The organism is Klebsiella sp. RHBSTW-00484 (assembly GCF_013705725.1).
Classification (GTDB): Bacteria; Pseudomonadota; Gammaproteobacteria; order Enterobacterales; family Enterobacteriaceae; genus Klebsiella.
Genome location: NZ_CP055481.1, coordinates 5,176,826 through 5,202,278 on the forward strand (window position 1 = coordinate 5,176,826; position 25,453 = coordinate 5,202,278).

Annotated in this window: 22 protein-coding genes; 11 read left to right on the top strand and 11 right to left on the bottom strand. The window is 55.9% G+C overall.

Features of this window, described 5'->3' with window-relative positions:
- Positions 1-344 precede the first annotated feature (344 nt).
- From idnO to HV213_RS24325, 3 genes are read left to right on the top strand one after another with little or no spacing between them, the layout of a single operon-like run.
- Entirely contained in the window at positions 345-1,109 is a 765-nt protein-coding gene (idnO, locus tag HV213_RS24315) for a gluconate 5-dehydrogenase (protein WP_181483635.1), read from the top strand.
- Positions 1,110-1,123: 14 nt separating this feature from the next.
- The gene (locus HV213_RS24320) at positions 1,124-1,654 is read left to right on the top strand and encodes a gluconokinase (protein WP_181483636.1); all 531 of its coding nucleotides are present in this window, start codon (positions 1,124-1,126) and stop codon (positions 1,652-1,654) included.
- Positions 1,651-2,118, top strand: coding sequence for a NanQ anomerase/TabA/YiaL family protein (locus HV213_RS24325; protein WP_181483637.1), 468 nt, complete (start codon positions 1,651-1,653; stop codon positions 2,116-2,118). Before HV213_RS24320 ends, HV213_RS24325 begins: the two co-directional genes overlap by 4 nt.
- Positions 2,119-2,162: 44 nt before the next feature.
- Here the strand turns inward: HV213_RS24325 and HV213_RS24330 are convergent, their stop codons facing one another.
- From HV213_RS24330 to citC, 10 genes are all read right to left on the bottom strand, one after another.
- On the bottom strand, positions 2,163-2,396 hold the full coding sequence (locus tag HV213_RS24330; protein WP_112215572.1) for a YgdI/YgdR family lipoprotein: 234 nt from the start codon (positions 2,394-2,396) through the stop codon (positions 2,163-2,165).
- Positions 2,397-2,621: 225 nt separating this feature from the next.
- On the bottom strand, positions 2,622-3,506 hold the full coding sequence (locus HV213_RS24335; RefSeq protein ID WP_181483638.1) for an ROK family protein: 885 nt from the start codon (positions 3,504-3,506) through the stop codon (positions 2,622-2,624).
- Positions 3,507-3,646: 140 nt separating this feature from the next.
- The gene (carB, locus tag HV213_RS24340) at positions 3,647-6,871 is read right to left on the bottom strand and encodes a carbamoyl-phosphate synthase large subunit (RefSeq protein WP_181483639.1); all 3,225 of its coding nucleotides are present in this window, start codon (positions 6,869-6,871) and stop codon (positions 3,647-3,649) included.
- Between the two features lie 15 nt (positions 6,872-6,886).
- The gene (gene carA / locus HV213_RS24345; protein WP_110272626.1) at positions 6,887-8,035 is read right to left on the bottom strand and encodes a glutamine-hydrolyzing carbamoyl-phosphate synthase small subunit; all 1,149 of its coding nucleotides are present in this window, start codon (positions 8,033-8,035) and stop codon (positions 6,887-6,889) included.
- 455 nt (positions 8,036-8,490) lie between these two features.
- Entirely contained in the window at positions 8,491-9,312 is an 822-nt protein-coding gene (gene dapB, locus HV213_RS24350) for a 4-hydroxy-tetrahydrodipicolinate reductase (protein WP_181483640.1), read from the bottom strand.
- A gap of 248 nt (positions 9,313-9,560) precedes the next feature.
- Complete coding sequence (gene citG, locus HV213_RS24355) at positions 9,561-10,454, bottom strand: triphosphoribosyl-dephospho-CoA synthase CitG (RefSeq protein WP_375538818.1); 894 nt, start codon at positions 10,452-10,454, stop codon at positions 9,561-9,563.
- Positions 10,455-10,489: 35 nt separating this feature from the next.
- Positions 10,490-12,016, bottom strand: a complete 1,527-nt coding sequence (citF, locus tag HV213_RS24360) for a citrate lyase subunit alpha (protein WP_181483641.1) — start codon at positions 12,014-12,016, stop codon at positions 10,490-10,492.
- Positions 12,017-12,026: 10 nt separating this feature from the next.
- Entirely contained in the window at positions 12,027-12,896 is an 870-nt protein-coding gene (gene citE, locus HV213_RS24365) for a citrate (pro-3S)-lyase subunit beta (RefSeq protein ID WP_004872260.1), read from the bottom strand.
- Entirely contained in the window at positions 12,893-13,186 is a 294-nt protein-coding gene (gene citD, locus HV213_RS24370) for a citrate lyase acyl carrier protein (protein ID WP_110272631.1), read from the bottom strand. Before citD ends, citE begins: the two co-directional genes overlap by 4 nt.
- A gap of 30 nt (positions 13,187-13,216) precedes the next feature.
- Positions 13,217-14,245: a [citrate (pro-3S)-lyase] ligase gene (citC, locus tag HV213_RS24375; RefSeq protein WP_181483642.1), complete on the bottom strand. Its 1,029-nt coding sequence runs from the start codon at positions 14,243-14,245 to the stop codon at positions 13,217-13,219.
- A gap of 406 nt (positions 14,246-14,651) precedes the next feature.
- On the opposite strand from citC, the gene citS reads away from it, so the two are divergent.
- The 6 genes from citS (at position 14,652) to citB (ending at position 22,065) form a co-directional block, all read left to right on the top strand.
- On the top strand, positions 14,652-15,992 hold the full coding sequence (citS, locus tag HV213_RS24380; protein WP_181483643.1) for a citrate/sodium symporter CitS: 1,341 nt from the start codon (positions 14,652-14,654) through the stop codon (positions 15,990-15,992).
- Positions 15,993-16,153: 161 nt separating this feature from the next.
- Positions 16,154-16,402 (top strand): oxaloacetate decarboxylase subunit gamma, encoded by a 249-nt coding sequence (locus HV213_RS24385; RefSeq protein ID WP_181483644.1) that lies wholly within the window; start codon positions 16,154-16,156, stop codon positions 16,400-16,402.
- Positions 16,403-16,416: 14 nt separating this feature from the next.
- Positions 16,417-18,180 (top strand): sodium-extruding oxaloacetate decarboxylase subunit alpha, encoded by a 1,764-nt coding sequence (oadA, locus tag HV213_RS24390; protein ID WP_181483645.1) that lies wholly within the window; start codon positions 16,417-16,419, stop codon positions 18,178-18,180.
- A 15-nt stretch (positions 18,181-18,195) separates the two neighbouring features.
- Positions 18,196-19,497: an oxaloacetate decarboxylase subunit beta gene (locus HV213_RS24395; protein WP_181483646.1), complete on the top strand. Its 1,302-nt coding sequence runs from the start codon at positions 18,196-18,198 to the stop codon at positions 19,495-19,497.
- 248 nt (positions 19,498-19,745) lie between these two features.
- Positions 19,746-21,374, top strand: coding sequence for a citrate sensor histidine kinase CitA (gene citA / locus HV213_RS24400; RefSeq protein ID WP_181486494.1), 1,629 nt, complete (start codon positions 19,746-19,748; stop codon positions 21,372-21,374).
- Positions 21,367-22,065 (top strand): citrate response regulator transcription factor CitB, encoded by a 699-nt coding sequence (gene citB, locus HV213_RS24405; RefSeq protein ID WP_181483647.1) that lies wholly within the window; start codon positions 21,367-21,369, stop codon positions 22,063-22,065. Before citA ends, citB begins: the two co-directional genes overlap by 8 nt.
- On the opposite strand, the gene HV213_RS24410 is transcribed toward citB, so the two are convergent.
- Positions 22,062-23,078: a LacI family DNA-binding transcriptional regulator gene (locus HV213_RS24410; RefSeq protein WP_181483648.1), complete on the bottom strand. Its 1,017-nt coding sequence runs from the start codon at positions 23,076-23,078 to the stop codon at positions 22,062-22,064. The two genes, citB and HV213_RS24410, sit on opposite strands and share 4 nt — an antisense overlap.
- A gap of 189 nt (positions 23,079-23,267) precedes the next feature.
- Here HV213_RS24410 and HV213_RS24415 point away from each other — a divergent pair, with 189 nt between their 5' ends.
- Together HV213_RS24415 and HV213_RS24420 are read left to right on the top strand one after the other, a co-directional pair.
- On the top strand, positions 23,268-25,013 hold the full coding sequence (locus tag HV213_RS24415) for a class I mannose-6-phosphate isomerase (RefSeq protein WP_181483649.1): 1,746 nt from the start codon (positions 23,268-23,270) through the stop codon (positions 25,011-25,013).
- A 4-nt stretch (positions 25,014-25,017) separates the two neighbouring features.
- Positions 25,018-25,446: a PTS sugar transporter subunit IIA gene (locus HV213_RS24420; protein WP_181483650.1), complete on the top strand. Its 429-nt coding sequence runs from the start codon at positions 25,018-25,020 to the stop codon at positions 25,444-25,446.
- Positions 25,447-25,453: the final 7 nt, after the last annotated feature.

Here is a 25,453-nt window from a genome sequence, read left to right on the forward strand (position 1 = left end):
TACCACTGACGAGTTAACCCGTTGAGCGATGGTAATTTCCGCCCCGCCTCACGTTTAGCGTAACCCCTTTTAGTAACATGGTTTTGAGTGATCTGCATCACAGTTTTACCCGTCAAAAATCCGTGAGATAGAGCACAGGTCATTCCGCTTTCGTTATTCAGGAAATCAGAATCACCGGGCACAACATTATTTATACCCTAAATAATTCGAGTTGCAGGAAGGCGGCAAGGGAGTGAATCCCGATGAACTTACTCAGGTAAGTGATTCGGGTGAACGAGCGCAGTCAACACACCTGCAACTTGAAGTATGACGGGATATATTCAGCCGTTAATCAGGATATCAAAATGAAAGACCTTTTCAGCTTACAAGGCAAACGCATTTTAATTACTGGCGCAGGACAGGGAATTGGATTTGTCATGGCGCAGGGCCTTGCGCAATATGGTGCAGAAATTATTGTTAATGATATTTCAGCCCCGCGCGCTGATGATGCGGTCATGAAATTACGCGATGAGGGCGTGACTGCCCATGCGGCAGTATTTAATGTTACCGATGCTGATGCCGTTGAAAATGCCGTTAATCAAATCGAAAACGAAATTGGCCCTATCGACGTATTATTTAATAATGCCGGAATTCAGCGCCGCCACCCGTTTACCGAATTTCCGGTACAGGAATGGAACGACGTTATTTCGGTCAACCAAACCGCCGTATTTCTCGTTTCCCAGGCCGTCGCCAAACGCATGATTGACCGCCAGCAGGGAAAAATCGTCAATATCTGCTCAATGCAGAGCGAACTCGGGCGCGACACGATAACCCCATACGCTGCGGCGAAAGGCGCAGTAAAAATGCTGACCCGTGGGATGTGCGTCGAGCTGGCGCGCTATAACGTCCAGGTCAACGGTATTGCGCCAGGCTACTTTAAAACCGCCATGACCCAGGCGCTGGTTGACGATAAAGCCTTTACCGACTGGCTGTGCAAACGCACACCCGCCGCTCGCTGGGGTGACCCGCAGGAGCTGGTCGGCGCAGCAGTATTTTTATCATCCAACGCCTCGAATTTCGTTAATGGCCATCTGCTGTTCGTCGACGGCGGAATGCTGGTCGCCGTCTGAACAAGGAGTTCACCATGGCAGGACAATGCATTATTTTGATGGGTGTATCCGGTACCGGCAAGACCACCGTCGGTCAGGCACTAGCCCAGGCGCTTGACGCGAAATTTATCGATGGCGACGATCTGCATCCTCGCAAAAATATCGTCAAAATGGCCGCCAGTCAGCCGCTTGATGATGACGATCGCCAGCCGTGGCTGGAGCGTATTGGCGATGTTATTTTCAGTCTCGGGCAGAAGAACGAATCCGGCGTGCTGGTGTGTTCGGCGCTGAAAAAGCGCTACCGCGACCAGTTGCGTGAGGGCAATCCCCATTTACGCTTCCTGTGGCTGACCGGCGACTACGACTGCATTTTGCAGCGTATGCAGGCGCGCAAAGGCCACTTTATGCCTGAAGCCCTGCTGCGCAGCCAGTTCGCCGCGCTGGAAACGCCAGACGCCAGCGAAAGCGACATTTTAGCCGTCGATATCGCCCCCGATGTCGCGAGCATTGTGGCGCACTCCATCACGCTACTCGACCATCATCAACGACAGGAGATACCGGCATGATTATTGATACCTTAACCGCCGCCGCCCAAAATAGCTTTTACCCACCGGTTATCCGCAAAGCGCTGCAGGCGGTTTTGCAACAGGAGCCGCACACCCTGCCTCCGGGAAAATATACCGTTGATGGCGATAATCTGTTTTTTACCGTTGTTGAAGGCAGCACTAAACCACTGGCGGAGCAGCGCCCGGAATATCATCGTCAGTACATAGATATTCATATTGTGCTGAGAGGTGAGGAGGTTATCGGTGCCGGTAACAAGGGTCTGGAGATCGTTGACGATGGGCCGTTTAATACCGCGCATGATATTGGCTTTTGCCAGGCAATCAGCAGCGAAACGCTGATTCACCTACATCCTGAAGAGCTGGCAATCCTGTTCCCAGGCGAACTACACCGGCCCATGGCCGCGATGGATGCAGGCGCACCGTTGCGCAAAATTATCGTCAAAATTGACTGCGCCTTACTTTAAATCAACCGGCCCCGCCACACTCCTCGCGGGGCCACGGATAACGTTTAGTTATCCAGTTCGTCCATCGATTTCACCTGATCGCGATTGATCTGCTCGGTGCGGCCGGTTTCAGCATTTTTATAGGACACCAGCCCGGTATCATCATCTACCTGCGGTTTGCCATCGGTCACAATCGTTCTGCCATCGGTGGTTTTTAGCGACTGATTAGTTGAACACCCGGCGATGGTAAACAGTGCAGCGGCGGTGAAAATTGCCGCAGTGAGTGGTTTGAATTGCATCGTGTTTCTCTCCCGTTATTCAGTCAAAAATAATACCCAAAATAATTCGAGTTGCAGGCAGGCGGCGACGCCGCGAACACCAGGAGCTTACTCCAGTAAGTGACTGGGCTGAGCAAGTATAGCCAACACACCTGCAACTTGAAGTATGACGGGTAAATCACCCTAACCACTTTAGGCTAGCTGACTGAATCGGGAGAGAAAACCAGAACTCTCCGAAGTGGCGTTTTAGCGCGAATTCCTTTGTTTTTGCTCGAAGCTCACCGCCGCGCCAATCAGGTTGGCCTCGTTGCGATACTGGCAGAGCAGAACCTGCGGCAGGAATTCTGCCAGTTCTTTCTCTTGCACCAGTTCAGCCAGGCGCTGCTTAATACCGGCAAAAATCTTATCGCTGGCGGAGATACCGCCGCCGATAATCAGGCAATCCGGGTCATAGCAGACCTGTAAATTGAGTAAGCCCACCGCCATCCAGTGGTAAAACTGCGCCACTTCCTGCTGTGCAATATCATCGCCTTCTTCCGCAAGGCGAAAAACGTCAGCGCCGGTGAGCGAGTCTGACGCCAGCGACATTCTCTGCGCGTAACGTCGCGCCATCGCCACCGCGGTCGCCAGCTCGCTAAAGGTTTGCCCATCGTGAAGCGTCATCAGGCCAAACTCTCCCGCATAGCGATGGCTGCCGCGCCGCAGAACCTTATTTTCAACAATCGCGCCGCCTACGCCGGAACCGACGATCACAAACAACACGTGCTGGTAGTCCCGCCCCGCCCCCAGCGCCGCTTCGGCGATACCCGCCGAATTGGCGTCGTTTTCAATGCACACCGGCAGCGAGAATAATGTCTCCAGCTCTTCGACAATCGCAAAGTGGTGAATATAGGGGATGGCGCTCAGCCCGCCAATTACCCCGCGCAGGGCATCGACGCTCCCCGGTGCGCTGATGGAAACGCCCTCAATATCATAGCGCTGCTGAAATTGCTGGCACAGCATCATCAGCTGCGCCTTCATCTCCGGCCAGCTGGCTGGAGTCTTAACCGACCCGGTATCAGCTAATGCGCCCTGCTGCCAGACGCCATACTTAATCGCGCTACCACCCCAGTCAAACAATAGAATTGCCATATATATCCCCTTGATTAAATTCGTAAAAATAAATTAATGCTCACAAGGATAGTCACTTTTGTTTAGCCCTGGCTTATCGCAACGCAAAAAAAAGCGCCTCCGGTGTCAACCACCGGAGGCGCTGTTACTGGCAGATTACATTACTTTTTAATCTGCGCGTGCATTTCCTGCACCGACGTCACTTTCTCAATCGCGTTGGCATTCAGTGCCATCGCCGTGGCGAAGCCGCCGTTCAGCGTGGTGTCGTAATGCACTTTGTACTGCAACGCGCTGCGGCGAATCAGCTTGGAGTCGGCAATCGCCTGACGACCCTCAGTGGTGTTGATGATGTAAGTATATTCGCCATTCTTGATACGGTCCTGAATGTGCGGACGACCTTCATGCACCTTGTTCACCAGGCGCGGATTGATGCCAGCTTCACCCAGCACAATCGCGGTACCGTGGGTCGCATCCAGCTCGAAGCCGAACTTCAGCAGTTTTGCCGCCAGGTCCACCACGCGCTCTTTGTCGCCTTCGCGTACGGAGAGCAGCGCGCGGCCCGATTTCTTCATCGTCGAGCTACTGCCCAGTTGCGCTTTAGCGAACGCTTCCGCGAAGGTGCGGCCCACGCCCATCACTTCACCGGTGGAGCGCATTTCTGGCCCTAACAGTGGGTCTACGCCCGGGAACTTGTTGAACGGCAGCACCACTTCTTTCACCGAGTAGTATGGCGGGATAACTTCTTTGGTCACGCCCTGCTGCGCCAGCGTCTGGCCTGCCATCACGCGCGCCGCGACTTTTGCCAGTGCAACGCCGGTGGCTTTCGAGACGAACGGTACGGTACGCGCTGCACGCGGGTTGACTTCAATCAGGTAGACTTCGTTGTTTTTAACCGCAAACTGCACGTTCATCAGGCCGCGTACCTGCAATTCGAAGGCCAGCTTCTGCACCTGCTCGCGCATGACGTCCTGAATTTCCTGGCTCAGCGTGTAGGCTGGCAGGGAACACGCGGAGTCACCAGAGTGGACGCCTGCCTGTTCGATGTGCTCCATGATGCCGCCAATCAGCACCATTTCGCCGTCGCAGATAGCATCCACATCGACTTCTACCGCATCATCAAGGAAACGGTCCAGCAGCACCGGGGCATCGTTAGAGACGCTGACGGCGGTCTGGAAGTAGCGACGCAGGTCAACTTCGTCATAGACGATTTCCATCGCCCGACCACCGAGCACGTAGGACGGACGCACCACCAGCGGGTAGCCAATCTCTTTCGCTTTTTCGACAGCCATTTCGATGGCGGTCACGGTGGCGTTTGCCGGTTGCTTCAGCTTCAAACGGTCAACCGCCTGCTGGAAACGCTCACGGTCTTCTGCACGGTCAATCGCATCCGGGCTGGTGCCGATAATCGGTACGCCTGCCGCTTCCAGCGCGCGCGCCAGCTTCAGCGGAGTCTGGCCGCCGTACTGCACGATAACGCCTTTCGGCTTCTCGATGCGCACGATTTCCAGCACGTCTTCCAGGGTGACCGGCTCAAAGTACAGGCGGTCGGAGGTGTCGTAATCGGTCGAAACGGTTTCCGGGTTACAGTTGACCATAATGGTCTCGTAGCCGTCTTCGCGCAGCGCCAGCGAGGCATGAACGCAGCAGTAGTCAAATTCGATACCCTGACCGATACGGTTCGGGCCGCCGCCGAGGACCATGATTTTGTCGCGGTCAACGGACGGGTTCGCCTCGCACTCATCTTCATAAGTGGAGTACATATAAGCGGTGTCGGTGGCAAATTCCGCCGCACAGGTATCTACACGCTTGTAGACCGGGTGCAGGTCGAACTGGTCGCGCAGCTTGCGGATTTCCGCTTCGCGCACGCCCGAAAGCGCGGCCAGACGCGCATCGGCAAAACCTTTACGCTTGAGCTGACGCAGGAAGTCAGCGTCAAGACCGGTAATACCGACTTCAGTCACTTTCTCTTCCAGACGAACCAGCTCTTCAATCTGCACCAGGAACCAGCGGTCGATATTGGTCAGGTTGAACACGCCGTCAACGGACAGACCAGCGCGGAAGGCGTCAGCGATATACCAGATACGCTCGGCACCGGCATCTTTCAGCTCGCGGCGAATCCTGGTCAGCGCTTCCGGGTCATCCAGGCTCACTTTCGGGTCGAAACCGGTCGCACCCACTTCCAGGCCGCGCAGCGCTTTCTGTAATGATTCCTGCTGAGTACGGCCAATCGCCATCACTTCACCGACCGATTTCATCTGAGTGGTCAGACGGTCGTTCGCGCCGACGAATTTCTCGAAGTTAAAGCGTGGGATTTTGGTCACAACGTAGTCGATGGACGGCTCAAACGACGCCGGAGTACGGCCGCCGGTGATGTCGTTCATCAGCTCATCAAGGGTGTAACCCACCGCCAGTTTCGCCGCCACTTTAGCAATCGGGAAGCCGGTGGCTTTCGAGGCCAGCGCAGAGGAGCGGGAGACGCGTGGGTTCATTTCGATAACGATCAGGCGACCGTCTTTCGGGTTGACCGAGAACTGAACGTTGGAACCGCCAGTTTCTACACCAATTTCACGCAGTACCGCCATCGAGGCGTTACGCATGATTTGGTACTCTTTATCGGTCAGGGTCTGCGCCGGAGCGACGGTGATGGAGTCACCGGTATGGATGCCCATGGCGTCGAAGTTTTCGATTGAGCAGACGATGATGCAGTTGTCGTTTTTATCACGCACCACTTCCATCTCGTACTCTTTCCAGCCAATCAGCGACTCATCAATCAGCAGCTCTTTCGTTGGGGAAAGATCCAGACCGCGCTCGCAGATCTCTTCGAACTCTTCGCGGTTGTAGGCGATACCGCCGCCGGTGCCGCCCATGGTGAAAGATGGGCGAATGATGCACGGATAGCCGACGTCAGCAGCAACCGCCAGCGCTTCTTCCATAGTGTGAGCGATGCCAGAACGCGCGGTGTCGAGGCCGATTTTCTTCATCGCCACGTCGAAACGGCGGCGGTCTTCGGCTTTATCAATCGCGTCAGCAGTGGCGCCAATCATGGTGACGCCAAACTCTTCGAGTACGCCCTGACGTTCCAGTTCCAGCGCACAGTTCAGCGCAGTCTGGCCGCCCATGGTCGGCAGAACCGCATCCGGGCGCTCTTTTTCGATAATTTTGCGTACCACTTCCCAGTGAATCGGCTCGATGTAGGTCGCATCGGCCATTTCCGGGTCGGTCATGATGGTCGCCGGGTTGGAGTTCACCAGAATGACGCGATAACCCTCTTCGCGCAGCGCTTTACACGCCTGCGCGCCGGAGTAGTCAAATTCACAAGCCTGGCCGATAACGATCGGGCCAGCGCCAAGAATCAGGATGCTTTTTATATCTGTACGTTTTGGCATTTTGTTTGCTCCTGATTATTTTGCTGAAGAACGGTAGTGCTTAATCAATTCGATAAAGTGGTCGAACAGCGGCGCGGCATCGTGCGGACCCGGGCTCGCCTCCGGGTGTCCCTGGAAGCTGAATGCTGGTTTATCGGTACGATGGATCCCCTGCAGGGTGCCGTCGAACAGCGACTTGTGGGTCACGCGCAGGTTAGCAGGCATCGAGGCTTCATCCACCGCAAAACCGTGGTTCTGCGCGGTAATCATCACCACATTGTTATCAATATCTTTAACCGGGTGGTTACCACCATGGTGACCAAACTTCATCTTGATGGTCTTCGCTCCGCTCGCCAGCGCCAGCAGCTGATGGCCGAGGCAGATGCCGAATACCGGAATCTCGGTTTCGAGGAACTTCTCAATCGCTTCGATGGCGTAGTCGCACGGAGCCGGGTCACCGGGGCCGTTAGACAGGAAGATGCCGTCCGGATTCATCTTCAGCACGTCTTCAGCGGAGGTCTTCGCCGGCACTACCGTCAGACGGCAGCCGCGGTCGACCAGCATGCGCAGAATGTTGCGTTTCGCGCCGAAATCATAGGCCACAACGTGGAACGGCAGGTCGCTTTCTGCTTTGGCTTCCGGCAGGTCGCCCGCCAGAGTCCAGCTACCTTGCGTCCAGCTGTAGGTTTCTGCGGTAGTCACTTCCTTCGCCAGATCCATCCCGTTCAGGCCCGGGAACGCTTTCGCTTTTTCCAGCGCCAGCTGTGCATCCGGGCTGTCGCCCGCAATAATGCAGCCGTTCTGCGCGCCTTTCTCACGCAGCAGACGGGTCAGCTTACGGGTATCGATATCGGCGATCGCCACGATGTTATGGCGCTTCAGGTAAGAAGAGAGGTCTTCGGTATTGCGGAAGTTGCTGGCAATCAGCGGCAGGTCGCGAATGACCAGGCCCTGCGCATGTACCTGAGAAGATTCTTCATCAGCGGCGTTAGTGCCGACATTGCCGATATGGGGATAAGTCAGAGTGACGATTTGGCGGGAATAGGAAGGATCAGTGAGGATTTCTTGATAACCGGTCATTGAAGTATTGAAAACGACTTCCCCAACCGCCGTGCCGGTAGCCCCAATGGCCCGACCGTGAAACTGGGTTCCGTCTTCCAGAACCAATAGCGCTGACTTAATCAAAACACCCTCCAGAGAATATCCACTCACTTTATTTGCATATTAATTCATAATGCAGATCTGAATCAATGCAAATCTGTTGCCCGCAGAATTTTGGCAAACGGCGGCATTCTGGAGAGATGGCGGGTAAAAGTCAACTTAAAGCGGATATTTTTAATCTTATTTCAGGCCACTGTTCAGCAATACCAGCCTTAGCTGGTAAAAAGATCAACTAACTAGCCAGGGAAAACGCTTGCGGGGCCGGATTATTGTAAAATCATTGAACGGAGAACAAAAAAGTAGACCAGATGGTCAAAATTTACAATAAAACAACAATAAATACGAAGATAACATAATATTTTGAAGCCTTGATGATAAAAATATAAAAAGATCGGAAAAATAAAAGGGCAATAAAATATTGCCCTTTGCAATCAATTACATATTGAATGCAATAACCACATCACGATGGGTAATAATCGTTATAAAGAGTTCAGTTCAAGCACGTCACGCATATCAAAAAGACCATTTTTCTTACCTTTCAACCATAATGCGGAGCGAACTGCACCATTTGCAAAAGTCATCCGGCTGGAGGCCTTATGGCTGATTTCGATACGTTCGCCGATATCGGCAAACATCGCCGTATGCTCACCGACGATATCTCCGGCGCGCACGGTGGCAAAACCGATCGTGCCCGGCTCGCGTTCACCGGTGTAACCTTCGCGACTGTAGACCGCACAGTCCTTCAGATTTTTATCCAGAGCACCAGCAATCGCCTCGCCCATCGCTAACGCCGTACCCGATGGGGCATCGACTTTGTGGCGATGGTGCGCTTCGATAATTTCGATATCGGTGTAGTCGCCCATCACCTTCGCCGCCTTCTCCAGCAGCTTTAACATCACGTTGACGCCGACGCTAAAGTTGGCGGCGAATACAATGGCGATTTCCTGCGAAGCATCGCGAATCGCCTGCTTCCCGGCATCATCAAAGCCGGTGGTGCCGATCACCATCCCTTTACCGTGTTGACGGCAAAAAGCGAGGTGGTTCAGCGTGCCTTCCGGGCGGGTAAAATCGATGAACACGTCAAAATCATCTTTTACCGCCTCAAGGCTGCTTTGCACCACAACGCCCGACTTACCCACGCCTGCCAGCTCGCCCGCATCGCTGCCGAGCAGTGAGGAGCCTTCACGTTCCAGAGCCGCGCCAAGCGCCGCGCCGTCCATTTGCTGTACCGCCTGGATTAACTGGCGTCCCATCCGGCCGCCCGCGCCCGCGATGGCCACGCGGATTTGTGCATCATGCATAGCTATTCTCTTTTGTTAACACTACGTAAATTGTTTTCAGAGTAACCAGCCCATCGATGAGCCGCTACTCAAAAACACCGATAATTAGAAATTTATGACAAACTGCCGCCGATATCAGTAAAAACTATACGATTGTGCCGGGAATTTGGCGTTGAGTAGTGAGAAGGGGTACGCATGTGGATTCAGGAACCCCGGTTCGGCCATTTGCAGGCCAATCCGGGGTCAGCTATTGATGAAAAGCCGAACAATTAATGCAGGAACAGCTCTCCTGGAGGGAAGCCATACAGGAACCAGGTGACCGCCAGCAGATCGGCGCTGCCGCCGGGGCTGAGATGGCGAACAATCAGTTCATCGTCCAGCTGACGTAACGCTTCCAGCCCTCCGTCGGCCAGCACTCCGCCTTCCCACAGCAGCTTTTGCGCCTGCTGCTGAACAAAGTTGAGTCCTTCCAGCCCGCCGCGTGAAACCAGGTTGGTATCGTCATTCCACGCCATCAGATGCAGCAAGGTCTGTAATAACGCCAGATTGGTATCGCCGGTATCTTCCATCACGCGATTAAATACCGGCATCGCCTGAGTGCGCACGGTACGAAAGCCGCTTTCCGCCTCTCCTCGGGCACCAGACAGCCCGTAGCGCAGGAAATGCGCCTCGCCTTTGCTCACCTTCTTCCCTTCCGAGGCGGAAAGCTCGCGCCCAACCACGCCGCGACAGAATCGGGCAACCTGATCGCAAACCCGGTGCTGTTCAACCGGCTCCCCTCGGGCAACCAACCTTCCTGCCGCCGCGCTGAGCAGGCCAAAAGCGAAGATCGCCCCGCGATGGGTATTCACCCCCCCGGTGACCTCCAGCATATCCGTCTCGCAGGCCATGCCCACCGGACGCAGCATCATCAGCACCTGTTCCGGTGTGATATTGGCCGTGTCGTGACCCATAATGAAAAACTTCTCCATCCACGGGGCGACAACCGCCGTACTGGCTTCAAATGACGCCAGATCCATATCCTGATGCGCGCCGGTGTTACGGATATCCACCAGACCCGGCTTCGGCGTCAGGCGAACTTCCGTCAGCAGCGCCCGCTCCACGCGAGAAACGATATCCTCCGCCGCGACCGTTTGACGACTCAACTGGCGATGCTGGCTCATGATCACTTCGCTCATGCCTTCTCTCCTCGATGCGTTTAGCTGGCGGTTTTAACCTGATGAATCACGTCAATCACTGAACCATCGCGATAGCGCACTACCGCCACCACCCTGTCGGTAAATTCGATCGACTCAGGTTTACCGGTCAGAAGCTCGGCGCGCTGTTGTAGCTCTTCAATGGTCATCAGCGGGATACCGGCGCTGCGCAGGTTATCGATCAGATCCTGACGCGCCGGATTCACGGCAATACCGTGGTCGGTCACCAGCACATCCACGCTGGCCCCCGGCGTGACGCGAGTCAGCACCTTCTCCACCACGCACGGAATGCGCCCGCGCACCAGCGGCGCGGTGATAATGGTTAAATCAGCCCCTGCCGCCGTATCGCTATGGCCGCCGGAAGCGCCACGCAGCACGCCGTTGGAGCCGGTCATCACGTTGACGTTGAACCCGGTATCAATTTCCAGCGCACTCAGCATCACCACGTTCAGGCGCTCGCAAGAGATGCCTTTAGAACTTGGGTTCGCGTACTGATTAGCAGAGATTTCGATATGGTTCGGGTTATTCGCCAGCGAGCGCGCAGCATCGCCGTCGAAAGACTGGGTATCCAGTAGCGCTTTAATCAGGCCCTTTTCATGCAGGTCGACCATCGTGCCGGTGATCCCGCCCAGACCAAAGCTGGCGGTGATCTCATTACGACGCATCTTATCTTCGAGGAAGCGGGTTACCGCCAGCGACGCGCCGCCAGTACCGGTTTGCAAAGAGAAGCCGTCTTTGAAGTAGCCAGAATGTTCGATCACTTTGGCCGCCTGGCGAGCGATCAGTAGCTCGCGCGGGTTGCTGGTCAGGCGGATCGCCCCGGCGGTGATTTTCGCCGGATCGCCAACTTCCTCAACCTGCACGATCAGATCAACCTGATCCTGAGCGATACTGGCCGGGTAGTTCGGATAATCAACCCACTCTTCGGTCAGCAGCACCACGCATTTGGCCGCGTCAGCATCCACTTTGGCGTAGCCCAGTGAGCCGCAGCGAGATTTGCCGCTAAAGCCGTTGGCGTTGCCATACTCATCGCAACACGGCACCCCAAGGAACGCCACGTCAATATTCAGTTCGCCGGTTTGCACTAAATGTGCACGACCGCCGTGGGAGTGAATTTGTACCGGGTTTTCCATCAGGCCCGCGGAGATCTCTTCCCCGAGCTTACCGCGCAGGCCAGAGGTGTAAATCTGGCGAACCACGCCGTTTTTAATATGCTCGATCAGCGGCCAGTGAGCGTCAATCAGCGAGCTTGAGGCTAGCGTCAGATCGCGAAAGCCCATTTCAGCCAGCTTCGCCACCACCATATTGACCACCTTGTCGCCGCCGCGAAACGCGTGGTGGAAGGAGATGGTCATACCGTTTTGCAGCCCGGAGCGGCGAATCGCCTCTTCCAGCGAGGCGCAAATTTTACGTTGGCGCTTTTCGCTTTCGCTGGCCAACCACGGGCTTTTCGCCGTCACGCCCGCATAGGGCTCTAACCCTTCCGGCACGACGTATTGTTGATTAAGCATTGCCACGGTCTCTTTCATTATTTCCCCCTTAATCACGAATGCCGGAAGCCGACAGCGCCACAACTTTGCGCGCATGATCGATAATCGGTCCATCTATCATCTTGCCGTTCAGCGATACCACGCCCAGACCGCGTTCTTCCGCCTCTTCCGCCGCCGCGATCACGTCCCGCGCATGCTCGACATCTTTAAGCGTTGGGGCATAAACCTGATGCAGCAGCTCAATCTGGCGCGGGTTGACCAGCGATTTGCCGTTAAAGCCGAGGTTTTTCGCCAGATTCGCTTCCGCGAGGAAACCTTCTTCGTTGTTGATATCCGACCACACCACGTCATAGGCCGCGATCCCGGCAACGCGGGCGGCGTGCAGCACCGCGCAGCGGGCATAAAACAGCTCGGTGCCGTCGCCGCGGCAGGTGCCCATATCCATCACGTAGTCAAAGGCCGCCAGCGCAATGGCCGACAAACGCGGGCTGGAGCGGGCGATCTCGACCGCATTCACCACGCCGAGCGCTGATTCAATCGCCGCCATTAATTTGGTGCTGCCCACTTCCCGGCCACACTCGCGCTCAATGCGCTCAACGTGGGCTTCCAGCTCATGGATATCTTCTTTGCTATCGGTTTTCGGCAAACGGACCATATCCACGCCCGCACGCACCACCGCTTCGAGGTCAGCAAGGCCAAACGGGGTATTGAGCGGGTTAATACGCACCACGGTTTCGACATCCCGATACAGCGGATGCTGTAGCGCGTGGTGCACCAGCAGGCGGGCGGTATCTTTTTCACGCAGCGAAACGGCATCTTCGAGGTCAAACATCACCGCGTCTGCGCCGTAAACAAAAGAGGTGCTTAACATCGCGGCGTTGGCTCCGGGAATAAACAGCATACTGCGGCGAGGTTTCATAGCTGGCTCCATTGCAGTTGAGATTGTTTAGCTGCACGCAGCGCCGCGGCCTGAACGCGAGCCTTCAGTACGCATTCAAGCGCACCTTTATCATCGACGACCACATTCGCCCGGGTGACGCCAAGCTGCGCCAACGTCTCTCTGACCACCCGCTCAATCGCGGCGCCAAACTGCTGCTTCACGACGCTGTCGATTTCAAGCTGGATACCCGGCTCATTAGCAGGCCCAATCCTGACCATCACATCGCTGGACTCCAGCGTGCCGGCCAGGGCGTCAATCATCATTTCCATAGAGGCAGATCCTTAGTTATGGAGGTAAAATCAGGCGGTTTGATGTTCGCTTTCCGCCAGATGCATCAGAAAAGAGAGCGTTCCCGGCGGAACCAGCGGCTCGATAGCCGACCACCGGCGCTCTTTATAGAGCTTGCGCACTCGGGAAGCGGAGATCGGCCCGCCATCTTTCTCAACCCGATCCAGCTCAACCACCTGAATGGTCGGTGTAGCGCCGGGCGCTTCAAGCAACTGCTGCATGCGCAGGTTGTAATGGCGGGTTAATGAACACAGCGGCTCGCTGCCGACAAAACGGTGGGTTATCTGTAGCGCCGGGGCGAGATGTTCGCGGAAAAGCTGGAGATCGATCTGGCAGTGGCAGTCGTCGACCACGCCTTTGTCTTTCAGGAAATAGCCGGGGAACGTCGCCCGGGAGATCAGGTAAGCCGATCCCGGATGCAGGGTGACGTTTTCAATTCCCGCAATCCCTTGCTCAATCAGCGCTACGCGATCCTGATAGCTGAAAAATGACGCATCTTCCTTCACCACGAACAGATGCAGCCAGTCGCACTGGCGGGCGGCCTGCTCGACCAGCCATCGATGCCCCAGCGTAAAAGGGTTGGCGTTCATCACGATGGCGCCAATTTTTTCCCCCGGCTGGCGATACATCGTGAGCTGGCGGCAATAACGGGCCAGACGTTCGCGGCTATTTTCCATCAAAACGGCCTGGTCTCCCGCGCGGGCGATAGGCCAGAATCCAGCGCAGGAAAAGAGCGCGGCGTTATACGGCTTGGTGAATAAAAACAGTTCGCTACGGCCCAGTTCATACGCCTGAGTCATCAGTTCGGTCAGCAGCTTCAGGCTTAGCCCTTCCCCCTGTAGCGACGGGTCGACGGCAATACACTTCAGAACGCATCCGGCAATTGCGCCACAGCCAACAATGCGCCGCTGGTGTTCGGCGACAATCACGATTTCGCAATCTGCTTCCAGCGAGAGCTGATGTTCATGAAGGAAAAGATCGATAGCCTCCCGCCGACGGGGATCTTTCTGTACCGTGACGCGTTTTAATATCAGGTTCATTTTTTTAGCGCTTCATTGACCAAAAACGAACTGTATTTCGCCACCGTTCCCGTAGCGGTTCTTTTATTTAAATCACACTTTTTCCCGTACCTTAATTGGCTTTATGGTTTTTATGTTGTTAATTAATTCAGAAGAATAAAAACAATTAAATTAATTAAAAACACGACCGATCAGTGAAGATAATCACATATCAGCCCGGAGCATATTTATTATGATGCCGCCGTCCTATTATTGCTTTTTCTAACGGCATTAATACACAAAATCATTCAAGTTGCATCGAGGCGGTAACTGAATGAATCCCCAGGAGCTTACGCATAGTAAGTGACTGGGGTGAGTGAAGGCTGCCAACAAAGAGGCAGCTTGAAGGATGATGTGTATATTCCTTTTTTTAACAGGGTGACGTCTTATGACTAACATGAGCCAGGCTCCGGCTGCGGAGAAAAAAGGCGTTAGCGATATACTGGGGTTTAAAATCTTCGGTATGCCGCTTCCGCTTTACGCGTTTGCATTAATTACACTACTACTTTCACACTTTTATGACGCGCTACCCACTGATATCGTGGGCGGCTTCGCGATAATGTTTATTATTGGCGCTATCTTTGGTGAAATTGGTAAACGTCTGCCGATATTTAATAAATATATTGGTGGCGCACCGGTAATGATCTTCCTGGTGGCCGCATATTTTGTTTATGCCGGTATTTTCACGCAGAGAGAAATCGACGCAATCACCAATGTGATGGATAAAAGTAACTTCCTGAACTTATTCATCGCAGTGTTGATTACCGGTGCTATTCTCGCGGTTAACCGTAAACTGTTGCTGAAATCCCTGCTGGGTTATATTCCAACTATCCTTATGGGGATCCTTGGCGCATCAATTTTCGGTATTGCTATCGGGCTGTGCTTCGGTATTTCTATCGATCGCATCATGATGCTGTATGTCCTGCCAATTATGGGCGGCGGCAACGGCGCAGGCGCGGTTCCGCTGTCTGAAATTTATCACTCCGTCACCGGTCGTTCTCGTGAAGAGTACTACTCCACCGCGATTGCTATTCTGACCATCGCCAACATCTTCGCCATCGTTTTCGCCGCACTCCTCGATATTATCGGCAAAAAATATACCTGGCTGAGCGGTGAAGGCGAGTTGGTACGTAAAGCTTCATTCAAAGTCGAAGACGATGAAAAAGCGGGCGCGATTACCCATCGTGAAACGGCTGTCGGCCTGGTGCTCGCCACCACCTGCTTCCTGCTGGCCTACGTCATTGCCAAGAAAATTCTGCCAAGCATTGGCGGTGTCTCTATCCACTACTTCGCCTGGATGGTACTGATCGTCGCGGCGCTGAACGCTTCTGGTCTCTGCTCACCGGAAATCAAAGCCGGTGCTAAACGTCTGTCTGACTTCTTCTCTAAGCAACTGCTGTGGGTACTGATGGTCGGCGTCGGCGTGTGCTACACCGACCTGCAAGAGATCATCGACGCGATCACCTTCGCTAACGTGGTGATTGCCGCTGTCATCGTAGTCGGTGCCGTCGTCGGTGCCGCTGTCGGCGGTTGGCTGATTGGCTTCTTCCCGATTGAATCCGCAATTACCGCTGGCCTGTGTATGGCTAACCGCGGCGGTTCCGGTGACCTGGAAGTGCTGTCTGCCTGTAACCGTATGAATCTTATCTCCTATGCGCAAATCTCCTCCCGTTTGGGCGGCGGTATTGTGCTGGTCATCGCGAGCATCGTGTTCGGCATGATGATGTAATAAACACGCACGATGGCGATGTTTGAGCGTAAACCACAGCGGTGCAAATTAGGGTCCAGGGCCGGGGGCGGCTTCGGGAAATCCACCCTAACTCCTTAGCCGGACGCACCAATGAATTTACTTTCAAACACGCCATCGTGCCCTTACTTTTGGACCTTTTCATGAGTGATGCAGTGCTGCTGGGTGAAGGCTTCACCCTGATGTTCCTCGGCATGGGATTCGTGCTGGCGTTTCTGTTCCTGCTGATTTTCGCCATCCAGGGCATGTCCGTCGCCGTTAACCGCTTCTTCCCTGAACCGGCTCCGGCGCCGAAGGCGGCGCCTGCCGCCGCCACGCCCGCTGACGACTTCGCCCGCTTAAAGCCGGTGATTGCCGCCGCTATCCACCACCATCGCCGCCTTAACCCTTAATTCACGGAGCTTCCATGACCGTTGCCATTACCGATGTCGTCCTGCGCGACGCCCACCAGTCCCTTTTCGCCACCCGCCTGCGTCTTGACGATATGCTGCCGATTGCCGCTCAGCTTGATGACGTCGGCTACGGCTCCCTCGAATGCTGGGGCGGCGCCACCTATGACGCCTGCATCCGCTTTCTCGGCGAAGACCCGTGGGTCCGCCTGCGCGAGCTTAAAAAAGCCATGCCGAAGACCCCGCTGCAGATGCTGCTGCGCGGCCAGAACCTGCTCGGCTACCGCCACTACGCCGATGACGTGGTGGAGCGCTTCACTGAGCGCGCCGTTAAAAACGGCATGGACGTGTTCCGCGTCTTCGACGCCATGAACGACCCGCGCAATATGAAAGCCGCACTCCAGGCGGTGCGCAGCCACGGCGCGCACGCCCAGGGCACGCTCTCGTACACCACCAGCCCGGCGCACACGCTACAGACCTGGCTGGACCTGACCGAACAGTTGCTGGAGACCGGCGTCGATTCCATCGCCATCAAGGATATGTCCGGCATCCTGACGCCTTCCGCTGCTTTCGAGCTGGTCAGCGAAATCAAAAAACGCCACGACGTGCGCCTGCACCTGCACTGCCACGCCACCACCGGGATGGCGGAGATGGCCCTGCTGAAGGCCATCGAAGCGGGCGTTGACGGCGTCGACACCGCCATCTCCTCGATGAGCGCCACCTACGGCCATCCGGCCACCGAGGCGCTGGTTGCCACCCTCGCGGGCACAAAATACGACACCGGGCTGGATATCCTGAAGCTGGAGAGCATCGCGGCGTACTTCCGCGAGGTGCGCAAGAAATACCACGCCTTTGAAGGCCAGTTGAAGGGCTGTGACAGCCGCATTCTGGTGGCCCAGGTGCCGGGCGGGATGCTCACCAACCTCGAAAGCCAGCTGAAGCAGCAGAACGCCGCCGACAGGCTGGATGAGGTGCTGGCGGAAATCCCCCGCGTGCGCGAGGACCTCGGCTTTATCCCGCTGGTCACCCCGACTTCACAGATTGTCGGCACCCAGGCGGTGCTCAACGTCCTCACCGGCGAGCGTTACAAAACCATCGCTAAAGAAACGGCGGGCATTCTGAAAGGCGAATACGGCCACACCCCGGTGCCGGTGAATGCCGCATTGCAGGCCCGCGTGCTGGAAGGGGCTGCCCCGGTGACCTGCCGCCCGGCGGACCTGCTGAAGCCGGAGCTGGCTGCGCTGGAAGCTGACGTGAAGCGCCAGGCGCAGGAGAAGGGCATTACGCTTGCGGAAAACGCCATCGACGACGTGCTGACCGTGGCCCTTTTCCCGCAAATCGGCCTCAAATTCCTCGAGAACCGTAACAACCCGGCGGCGTTTGAGCCGGTACCACAGGCAGAAACCGCGCAGCCTGCTGCTCCGGTAAAAGCCGCCGCCTCCGGCATCTATACCGTCGAAGTCGAAGGTAAAGCCTTTGTGGTGAAGGTCAGCGACGGCGGCGATATCAGCCAGCTGACCACTGCCGTTCCTGCCCCCGCGCCAGCAGCTTCGGCCCCGGTCGGCGCAGGCACCCCGGTTGCCGCCCCGCTGGCGGGCACCATCTGGAAGGTGATTGCCACCGAGGGCCAGACGGTCGCCGAAGGCGACGTACTGCTGATTCTGGAAGCCATGAAGATGGAAACCGAAATCCGCGCCGCGCAGGCCGGGACCGTGCGCGGTATCGCGGTGAAATCCGGCGACGCGGTCGCCGTCGGTGACACCCTGATGCAGCTTGCGTAAGGAAGAGGAACGGAAATGGAAAGTCTGAACGCCCTGATTCAGGGCATGGGCCTGATGCACCTCGGCATCGGCCAGGCCATCATGCTGCTGGTGAGCCTGCTGTTGCTGTGGCTGGCGATTGCGAAGAAGTTCGAGCCGTTACTGCTGCTGCCGATTGGCTTCGGCGGCCTGCTGTCGAATATCCCGGAAGCCGGGCTGGCGCTGACCGCCCTGGAGAGCCTGCTGGCGCACCACGACGCCGGGCAGCTGGCGGTGATTGCCGCGAAGCTCAACTGCCTGCCGGACGTGCATGCCATCAAGGAGGCATTAGCGCTGGCGCTGCCGTCGGTACAGGGGCAGATGGAAGACCTCGCCGTGGATATGGGCTACTCGTCCGGGGTGCTGGCGATTTTCTATAAGGTCGCCATCGGTTCGGGCATTGCCCCGCTGGTGATTTTTATGGGCGTCGGGGCGATGACCGACTTCGGCCCGCTGCTGGCTAACCCGCGCACCCTGCTGCTGGGGGCGGCGGCGCAGTTCGGTATCTTCGCCACGGTGCTCGGGGCGCTGACGCTGAACTACTTCGGCCTGATTTCCTTCACCCTGCCGCAGGCGGCGGCCATCGGCATTATCGGCGGCGCGGACGGCCCGACGGCGATTTACCTGTCGGGCAAGCTGGCGCCGGAGCTGCTGGGGGCCATCGCGGTAGCGGCGTACTCATATATGGCGCTGGTGCCGTTAATCCAGCCGCCGATAATGAAGGCGCTGACCACGGATAAGGAGCGGAAAATCCGCATGGTGCAGCTGCGCACGGTGAGTAAGCGGGAAAAAATCCTCTTCCCGGCGGTGCTGTTGCTGCTGGTGGCGCTGCTGCTGCCGGACGCGGCCCCGCTGCTGGGGATGTTCTGCTTCGGTAACCTGATGCGCGAGAGCGGCGTGGTGGAGCGCCTGAGCGACACGGTGCAGAACGGGCTGATTAATATCGTGACCATTTTCCTCGGATTATCCGTGGGCGCGAAGCTGGTGGCGGATAAGTTCCTGCAGCCGCAGACGCTGGGAATTCTGGTGCTGGGGGTGATTGCGTTCTGCGTGGGTACCGCCGCCGGGGTGCTGATGGCGAAGCTGCTCAATAAGTTCAGCAAGAATCCGATTAACCCGTTGATTGGTTCTGCCGGGGTGTCGGCGGTGCCAATGGCGGCAAGGGTGTCGAACAAGGTGGGCCTGGAGTCGGACCCGCAGAACTTCCTGCTGATGCACGCGATGGGCCCGAACGTGGCCGGAGTAATTGGCTCGGCGATTGCCGCCGGGGTGATGCTTAAGTACGTGCTGGCGATGTAAATCCGTGCTCTTCCCGGCTTGCGCTGCGCTTAGCCGGGCTACGGATTGCAGACGATTGTGAACCTGTAGCCCGGGTAAGGCGCTTGCGCCGCGACCCGGGAAGATCCCGAAGCAAATTTACCGCCACCGGGATACGTAAAACGTCGTATTCCGACTGAATGACTTCTGAAATCAGCAAAACTGTGGGCCGATTCAGCGTCATTAGCCCCGAAAAAAGAGAAAATGACCTTTTGATGTCAATTCGCCCAATGTTTACCCGAAAAATCACGCACTGGTTTGCCCGACGTTCGTTCCAGAACCGTATCTTTCTGTTGATCCTGTTCACCTCAACAATCGTGATGCTGGCGATGTCATGGTATGTCACCAGCATGACCGAGGAACGCCTGCATTACCAGGTTGGCCAGCGCGCGCTGATTCAGGCGATGCAAATCTCCGCCATGCCCGAACTGGTCGAAGCAGTGGAAAAACACGATCTGGCGCGGATTAAGGCGCTTATCGACCCAATGCGATCGTTTTCCGATGCCACCTACATCACCGTCGGCGACGCAAAAGGTCAGCGCCTGTATCACGTGAATCCTGATGAAATCGGTAAATATATGGAGGGCGGCGACAGCGACGACGCGCTGTACAATGCCAAAAGCTACGTTTCGGTGCGTAAAGGATCGCTCGGCTCTTCGTTACGCGGCAAATCGCCGATCCAGGACAGCACCGGCAAAGTGCTCGGCATCGTATCGGTGGGCTATACCATCGAACAGCTGGAAAACTGGCTCAGTTTACAGATCGGATCGCTGCTGATCCCGATGGCTATCATGCTGCTCCTGCTGCTCTACTGCGCCCGGCGTTTCTCGCTGCATATTAAAAAACAGATGCTGAATATGGAACCGCAGCAGCTATCACAACTGCTTATTCAGCAAAGCGTGCTGTTTGAATCGGTATTTGAGGGGCTGATTGCTATCGATTCACACTACAAAATTACCGCCATTAATCAGACTGCGCGGCGGCTATTGAACCTGAGCCAGCCGGAAACCATCCTGATCGGCAAAAGCATCAGCAGCGTTATCTCCCAGGAGACGTTCTTCTACGACGCGCCGCAGGAGAACAAGAAAGATGAAATCGTCACCTTTAATCAGATCAAAGTGATCGCCAGTCGGATGGCCGTCACGCTCAATAGCGAGCCTCAGGGCTGGGTCATTAGCTTTCGTAGCAAAGACGATATCAACACCCTTAGCCTGCAGCTCAGCCAGGTCCAGCAGTACGCAGATAACCTGCGTGCCGTGCAGCATGAGCATCGCAACCTAATCTCCACTATCGCCGGTTTGCTGTTTTTAAAACGCTACGATAACGCGCTGGATCTCATTCAGCAGCAGTCTGAAAGCCACCAGAAAGTGCTCGATTTTATTGCGCGTAATTTTAAAGTGAACCACCTCGCCGGGTTGCTGATCGGCAAATACTATCGCGCCAAAGAGCTCGGTTTAGAACTGGTATTCGACCCCTCCTGTTACGTCGATACTCTACCTTCATCACTTTCACACAATGAATGGATCTCGATCGTCGGCAATCTGCTGGACAACGCCTACAATGCCACCTTACGCCAACCGGCAGGTTCAAAGCAGATCGAGTGCCTGATCAACAGCGAGGGCGGTGAAGTGATCATCGAGATCGCCGATCAGGGATGTGGAATTGATGAGCTAATGCGCGATCGCATTTTTGAACGCGGCGTGACCAGCAGCGACAGCGGCGATCATGGTATCGGCCTGTGGCTGGTTCGCAGCTACGTTGAGCAGGCGGGCGGCAATATCGTTGTCGATGACAACATCCCCTTTGGCGCTATTTTTACTCTTTATATCCCCCTGACCCGAGATGAACATCATGGATAGCATCACAACCCTCATCGTTGAAGACGAACCTATGCTGGCGGAAATCCTGGTGGATACCATCAAACAATTTCCCCAGTTCGCAGTCATTGGCATTGCCGATAAACTGGAAAGCGCCAAAAAGCTGCTCCGTCTCTATCAGCCACAGCTGATTCTGCTGGATAACTTTTTGCCCGATGGCAAAGGCCTCGATCTAATCCGCCACGCCGTCAACACCAACTACAAAGGCCGCATCATTTTTATTACTGCTGATAATCACATGGATACCATCAGTGAAGCCCTGCGGATGGGGGTTTTTGATTATCTGATTAAGCCGGTGCACTATCAGCGCTTGCAGCATACGCTTGAGCGCTTTGCCCGCTATCGCAGCTCACTGCGCTCCAGCGAACAGGCCAGCCAGACCCACGTTGACGCCCTGTTTAATATTCAGGCCAAGGAGCATACCGAAGCCGCTGGGTCTGCGCTGCGCGGCATCGATGAAAGTACCTTTAATCGCGTATTACAGCTCTTCACTGACCCGGAAATCGTGCATACTGCCGACACGCTCGCCCGCATTCTCGGCAGCAGTAAAACCACCGCTCGCCGCTACCTGGAGCAAGGGGTGAAAAATGATTTTCTCGAAGCGGAAATCAGCTACGGTAAAGTCGGCAGACCGGAGCGGATTTATCACGGTAAAGTGACCAACACCGCTTAATCACCCCGGCGAAAACCGCAAGATTCGCGGATCACCAGCGCGGGCGGCAGAATAATACGTTTCGGCGGCTCATCATTGCCCTGAATACGGCTATACAGCAGCTCGCCCGCTTTACGACCAATCTCTTTCGCCGCCACCGAAACGGTGGTTAGCGCAGGCTGAACCAGTGCCGCTTCGGTAATATCATCGAAGCCCACCAGCGCAAAATCTCGCCCCGGTTCGCGGCCCATTTTACGCAGCGCCTGCATCACTCCCAGAGCGACAATATCCTGATAGCAAACGGCGGCGGTAATTTGCGGATATTGCGATAACAGCGATTCCGCCACTTTGGCGCCATCAATCTGGCTTGCCTGCGCGGTGACGATCCAGTGTGGATTCGGAGAAATACCGCTTTCCAGCAGCGTGCTGGTAAAACCGCCAATGCGCTGCGCCCGGGTGCCGGAACTCGGGCTGCCGCCGATAAAGGCGATATTCTGATGACCCATTTTTAGCAGATGCGTCGTCGCCATCTGGGTGCCAAGAAAGTTGTCGGTGCCGACAAAATCAAAGTCCGGGTCGCTCAGCGGGCGCACCACCATAATGGCCGGGATATTGCGTCTTTTCAGCGCATCGAAAAACGAGGACGGCGTTTCCCGCGCCGCGCACAGCACCATCCCACAGGCGCTATTGCGCATCAGCGAATCCACAAACTTCTGCTGACGTTCGCCAGATTCTTCACTGTTAGCCAGAAACAGCAGTAAATCATGGCGTTCCATTTCATGGCTCAGGCCCGCCGTCATCTCACCATAAAAGGGGTTGGTGATGTCGTGCAGCAGCAGTCCAACCTGATTGCTGCTGCGGTTGCGTAGGTTGGCGGCGGTCTGATTGTAGACGTAGCCGGTCTCATCCAGCGCTTTCAATACCCGGTCGCGCGTGGCCTGCGAAATACGCCCCCGATTGCGCAATACCATTGAGACGGTCGCCGTAGAGACCCCCGCCCGTTCGGCGACCTGCGCCAGCGTCACTGTCGTCATGATTCCTCCTGTTCGTTCACATCAGGTTAATCGAATAACCTAAAAATTGCATTTTTCCCTGTGACTGCACTCACATTAACGCCCATTTCACTCGCTCAGTTGCTGATTATGCCGGGTTAATCGCGTTAACCACACTATCAAAATAAGGTTAATCGATTAATCTTAATTTAGCGAATATGGAGAGAATACATGCAAACGACCTATGATAAATTCCCTGAAGTAGCTATTCAGGGTTACGACGACCAGGCCTGGCAAGGCTGGGAAGCGATCGCCGCGGCGCTTAATAGCCGAATTTCCAACGCGTCCAGAACCATCGTAGTTGTGGATTGTTATCCTGGCGTACGGCTTGCAGAGCTGGAGCAACGCCTGCTGCCGTTACTCAATGCCCGGCTTGCGCTCAACGTCGAATCTGCCCGCCGGGATGAGCAAGCGCTGCACGACCTATTGGCGCGCAATCTCACCGACGACCGCGTATTCGGCGTCCTCTCCTGTCATCATCTGGATGAGTTTTTTGATGAAGAAAAGCTATGCCGGATACGCCAGCAAATCGACGCCACCCACGAGGGCGTAATTGTCGTCTACGGGCCAGGCGCGGCATTAGCGCATCCAGGCGATGTCCTGATTTACGCCGACCTGCCGCGCTGGGAAATTCAGCAGCGTATGCGCCACGATGGGCTGGGCAACTGGGGGGCTAAGAACCAGGATGAAGATATTCTTCGCCGCTACAAGCGCGCCTTTTTTATTGAATGGCGGGTCTTCGATCGCCATAAAACTCCGCTGCTCAAGCGAGCTGATTTTCTGCTCGATACCACCGTAGAGAATGCCCCGGCGCTGGTCAGCGGAGACGCGCTGCGCGCCGGGCTGCAACAAACCACCTCTCGTCCATTCCGCGTCGCTCCCTTCTTCGACCCCGGCGTCTGGGGCGGGCAGTGGATGAAACAACAGTTCGATCTCGATCCCACGGCCCCCAACTACGCATGGTGTTTTGATTGCGTGCCCGAGGAAAACAGCCTGTTACTGCGTTTTGGCAACGTGCGGATCGAGATCCCCTCTCAGGACCTGGTGCTGCTACACCCTCGTGCACTGCTTGGCGAGAAGGTTCACGCCCGCTTCGGTGCGGAATTTCCGATCCGTTTTGATTTTCTCGACACCATCGGCGGGCAAAATCTGAGTTTCCAGGTCCACCCGCTGACCGAATATATCCAGCAGCAGTTTGGCATGCATTACACCCAGGATGAGAGCTACTACATTCTTGAAGCAGAGCCAGGCGCAGTGGTTTATCTCGGCACCAAAACCGGCATCGAGCCGCTGGCGATGCTGGACGACCTGCGCGCCGCCGGACGCGGAGAAAAAGCGTTCGACGATGTGCGTTTTGTTAACCAAATCCCGGCGCGGAAACACGATCACTTCCTGATCCCGGCCGGGACGGTCCACTGCTCCGGCAGCGGCACGATGGTGCTGGAGATCAGCGCCACACCGTATATCTTCACCTTCAAGCTGTGGGACTGGGGCCGCCTGGGCCTCGACGGTTTACCGCGTCCTGTGCATCTCGATCACGGCGAGCAGGTTATCGACTGGCAGCGTGATACGCAGTGGGTCGAGGAGAATCTGGTGAACTGTATCGATCCCATCGCCGAAGGTGAAGGCTGGCGGGAAGAGCGAACCGGAATGCACGAACGCGAGTTTATCGAAACCCGTCGTCACTGGTTTACCGCGCCAGTCACTCACCACACTCAGGGCGGCGTGAACGTACTGAACCTGGTAGAGGGCACTCAGGCGGTGGTCGATAGCCCAAGCGGAGCATTTGAGCCCTTCACCGTTCACTATGCCGAGACCTTTATTATTCCCGCAGCGGTCGGCGAATACCGGATTTCACCGGCGGGCGAAGGCATCGGGCAGCAGCTCGCCACCATCAAAGCCTGGGTAAGAGGATAAACGCATGATCAACGTGATTGTCGCCAGCCACGGTCCTCTCGCCGACGCCCTGCTCGCCAGCAGCCGGATGGTTTACGGTGAATTACCGCATGTTTTCACCGTGACCCTTAGCGATCAGGCGGGCATTGAAGGCTTTAAACAGGATTTCGCCAAGGCGCTGAAAAACGCCGGGCACAACGCCGATGGCGTGCTGGTGCTATGCGATATGCAAAGCGGGACCCCGTGGAACGTCGCCTGCCAGCATGCATTTTCCGCCGAAACAACGCCTCCACTCGCCGTCGTGGCGGGCGTGAATTTTCCTATGCTGCTGCAAAGTGAAGACGTTAGCCATTTCACCGACGTTCATGCCGCAGCCGAGCAACTGCTGGAAATGACCGTCCCGACGCTGATAAAAGCCGTTCCGGTTTTATCCGTTCAGTCAGATGATTTTTAAAGGAAAC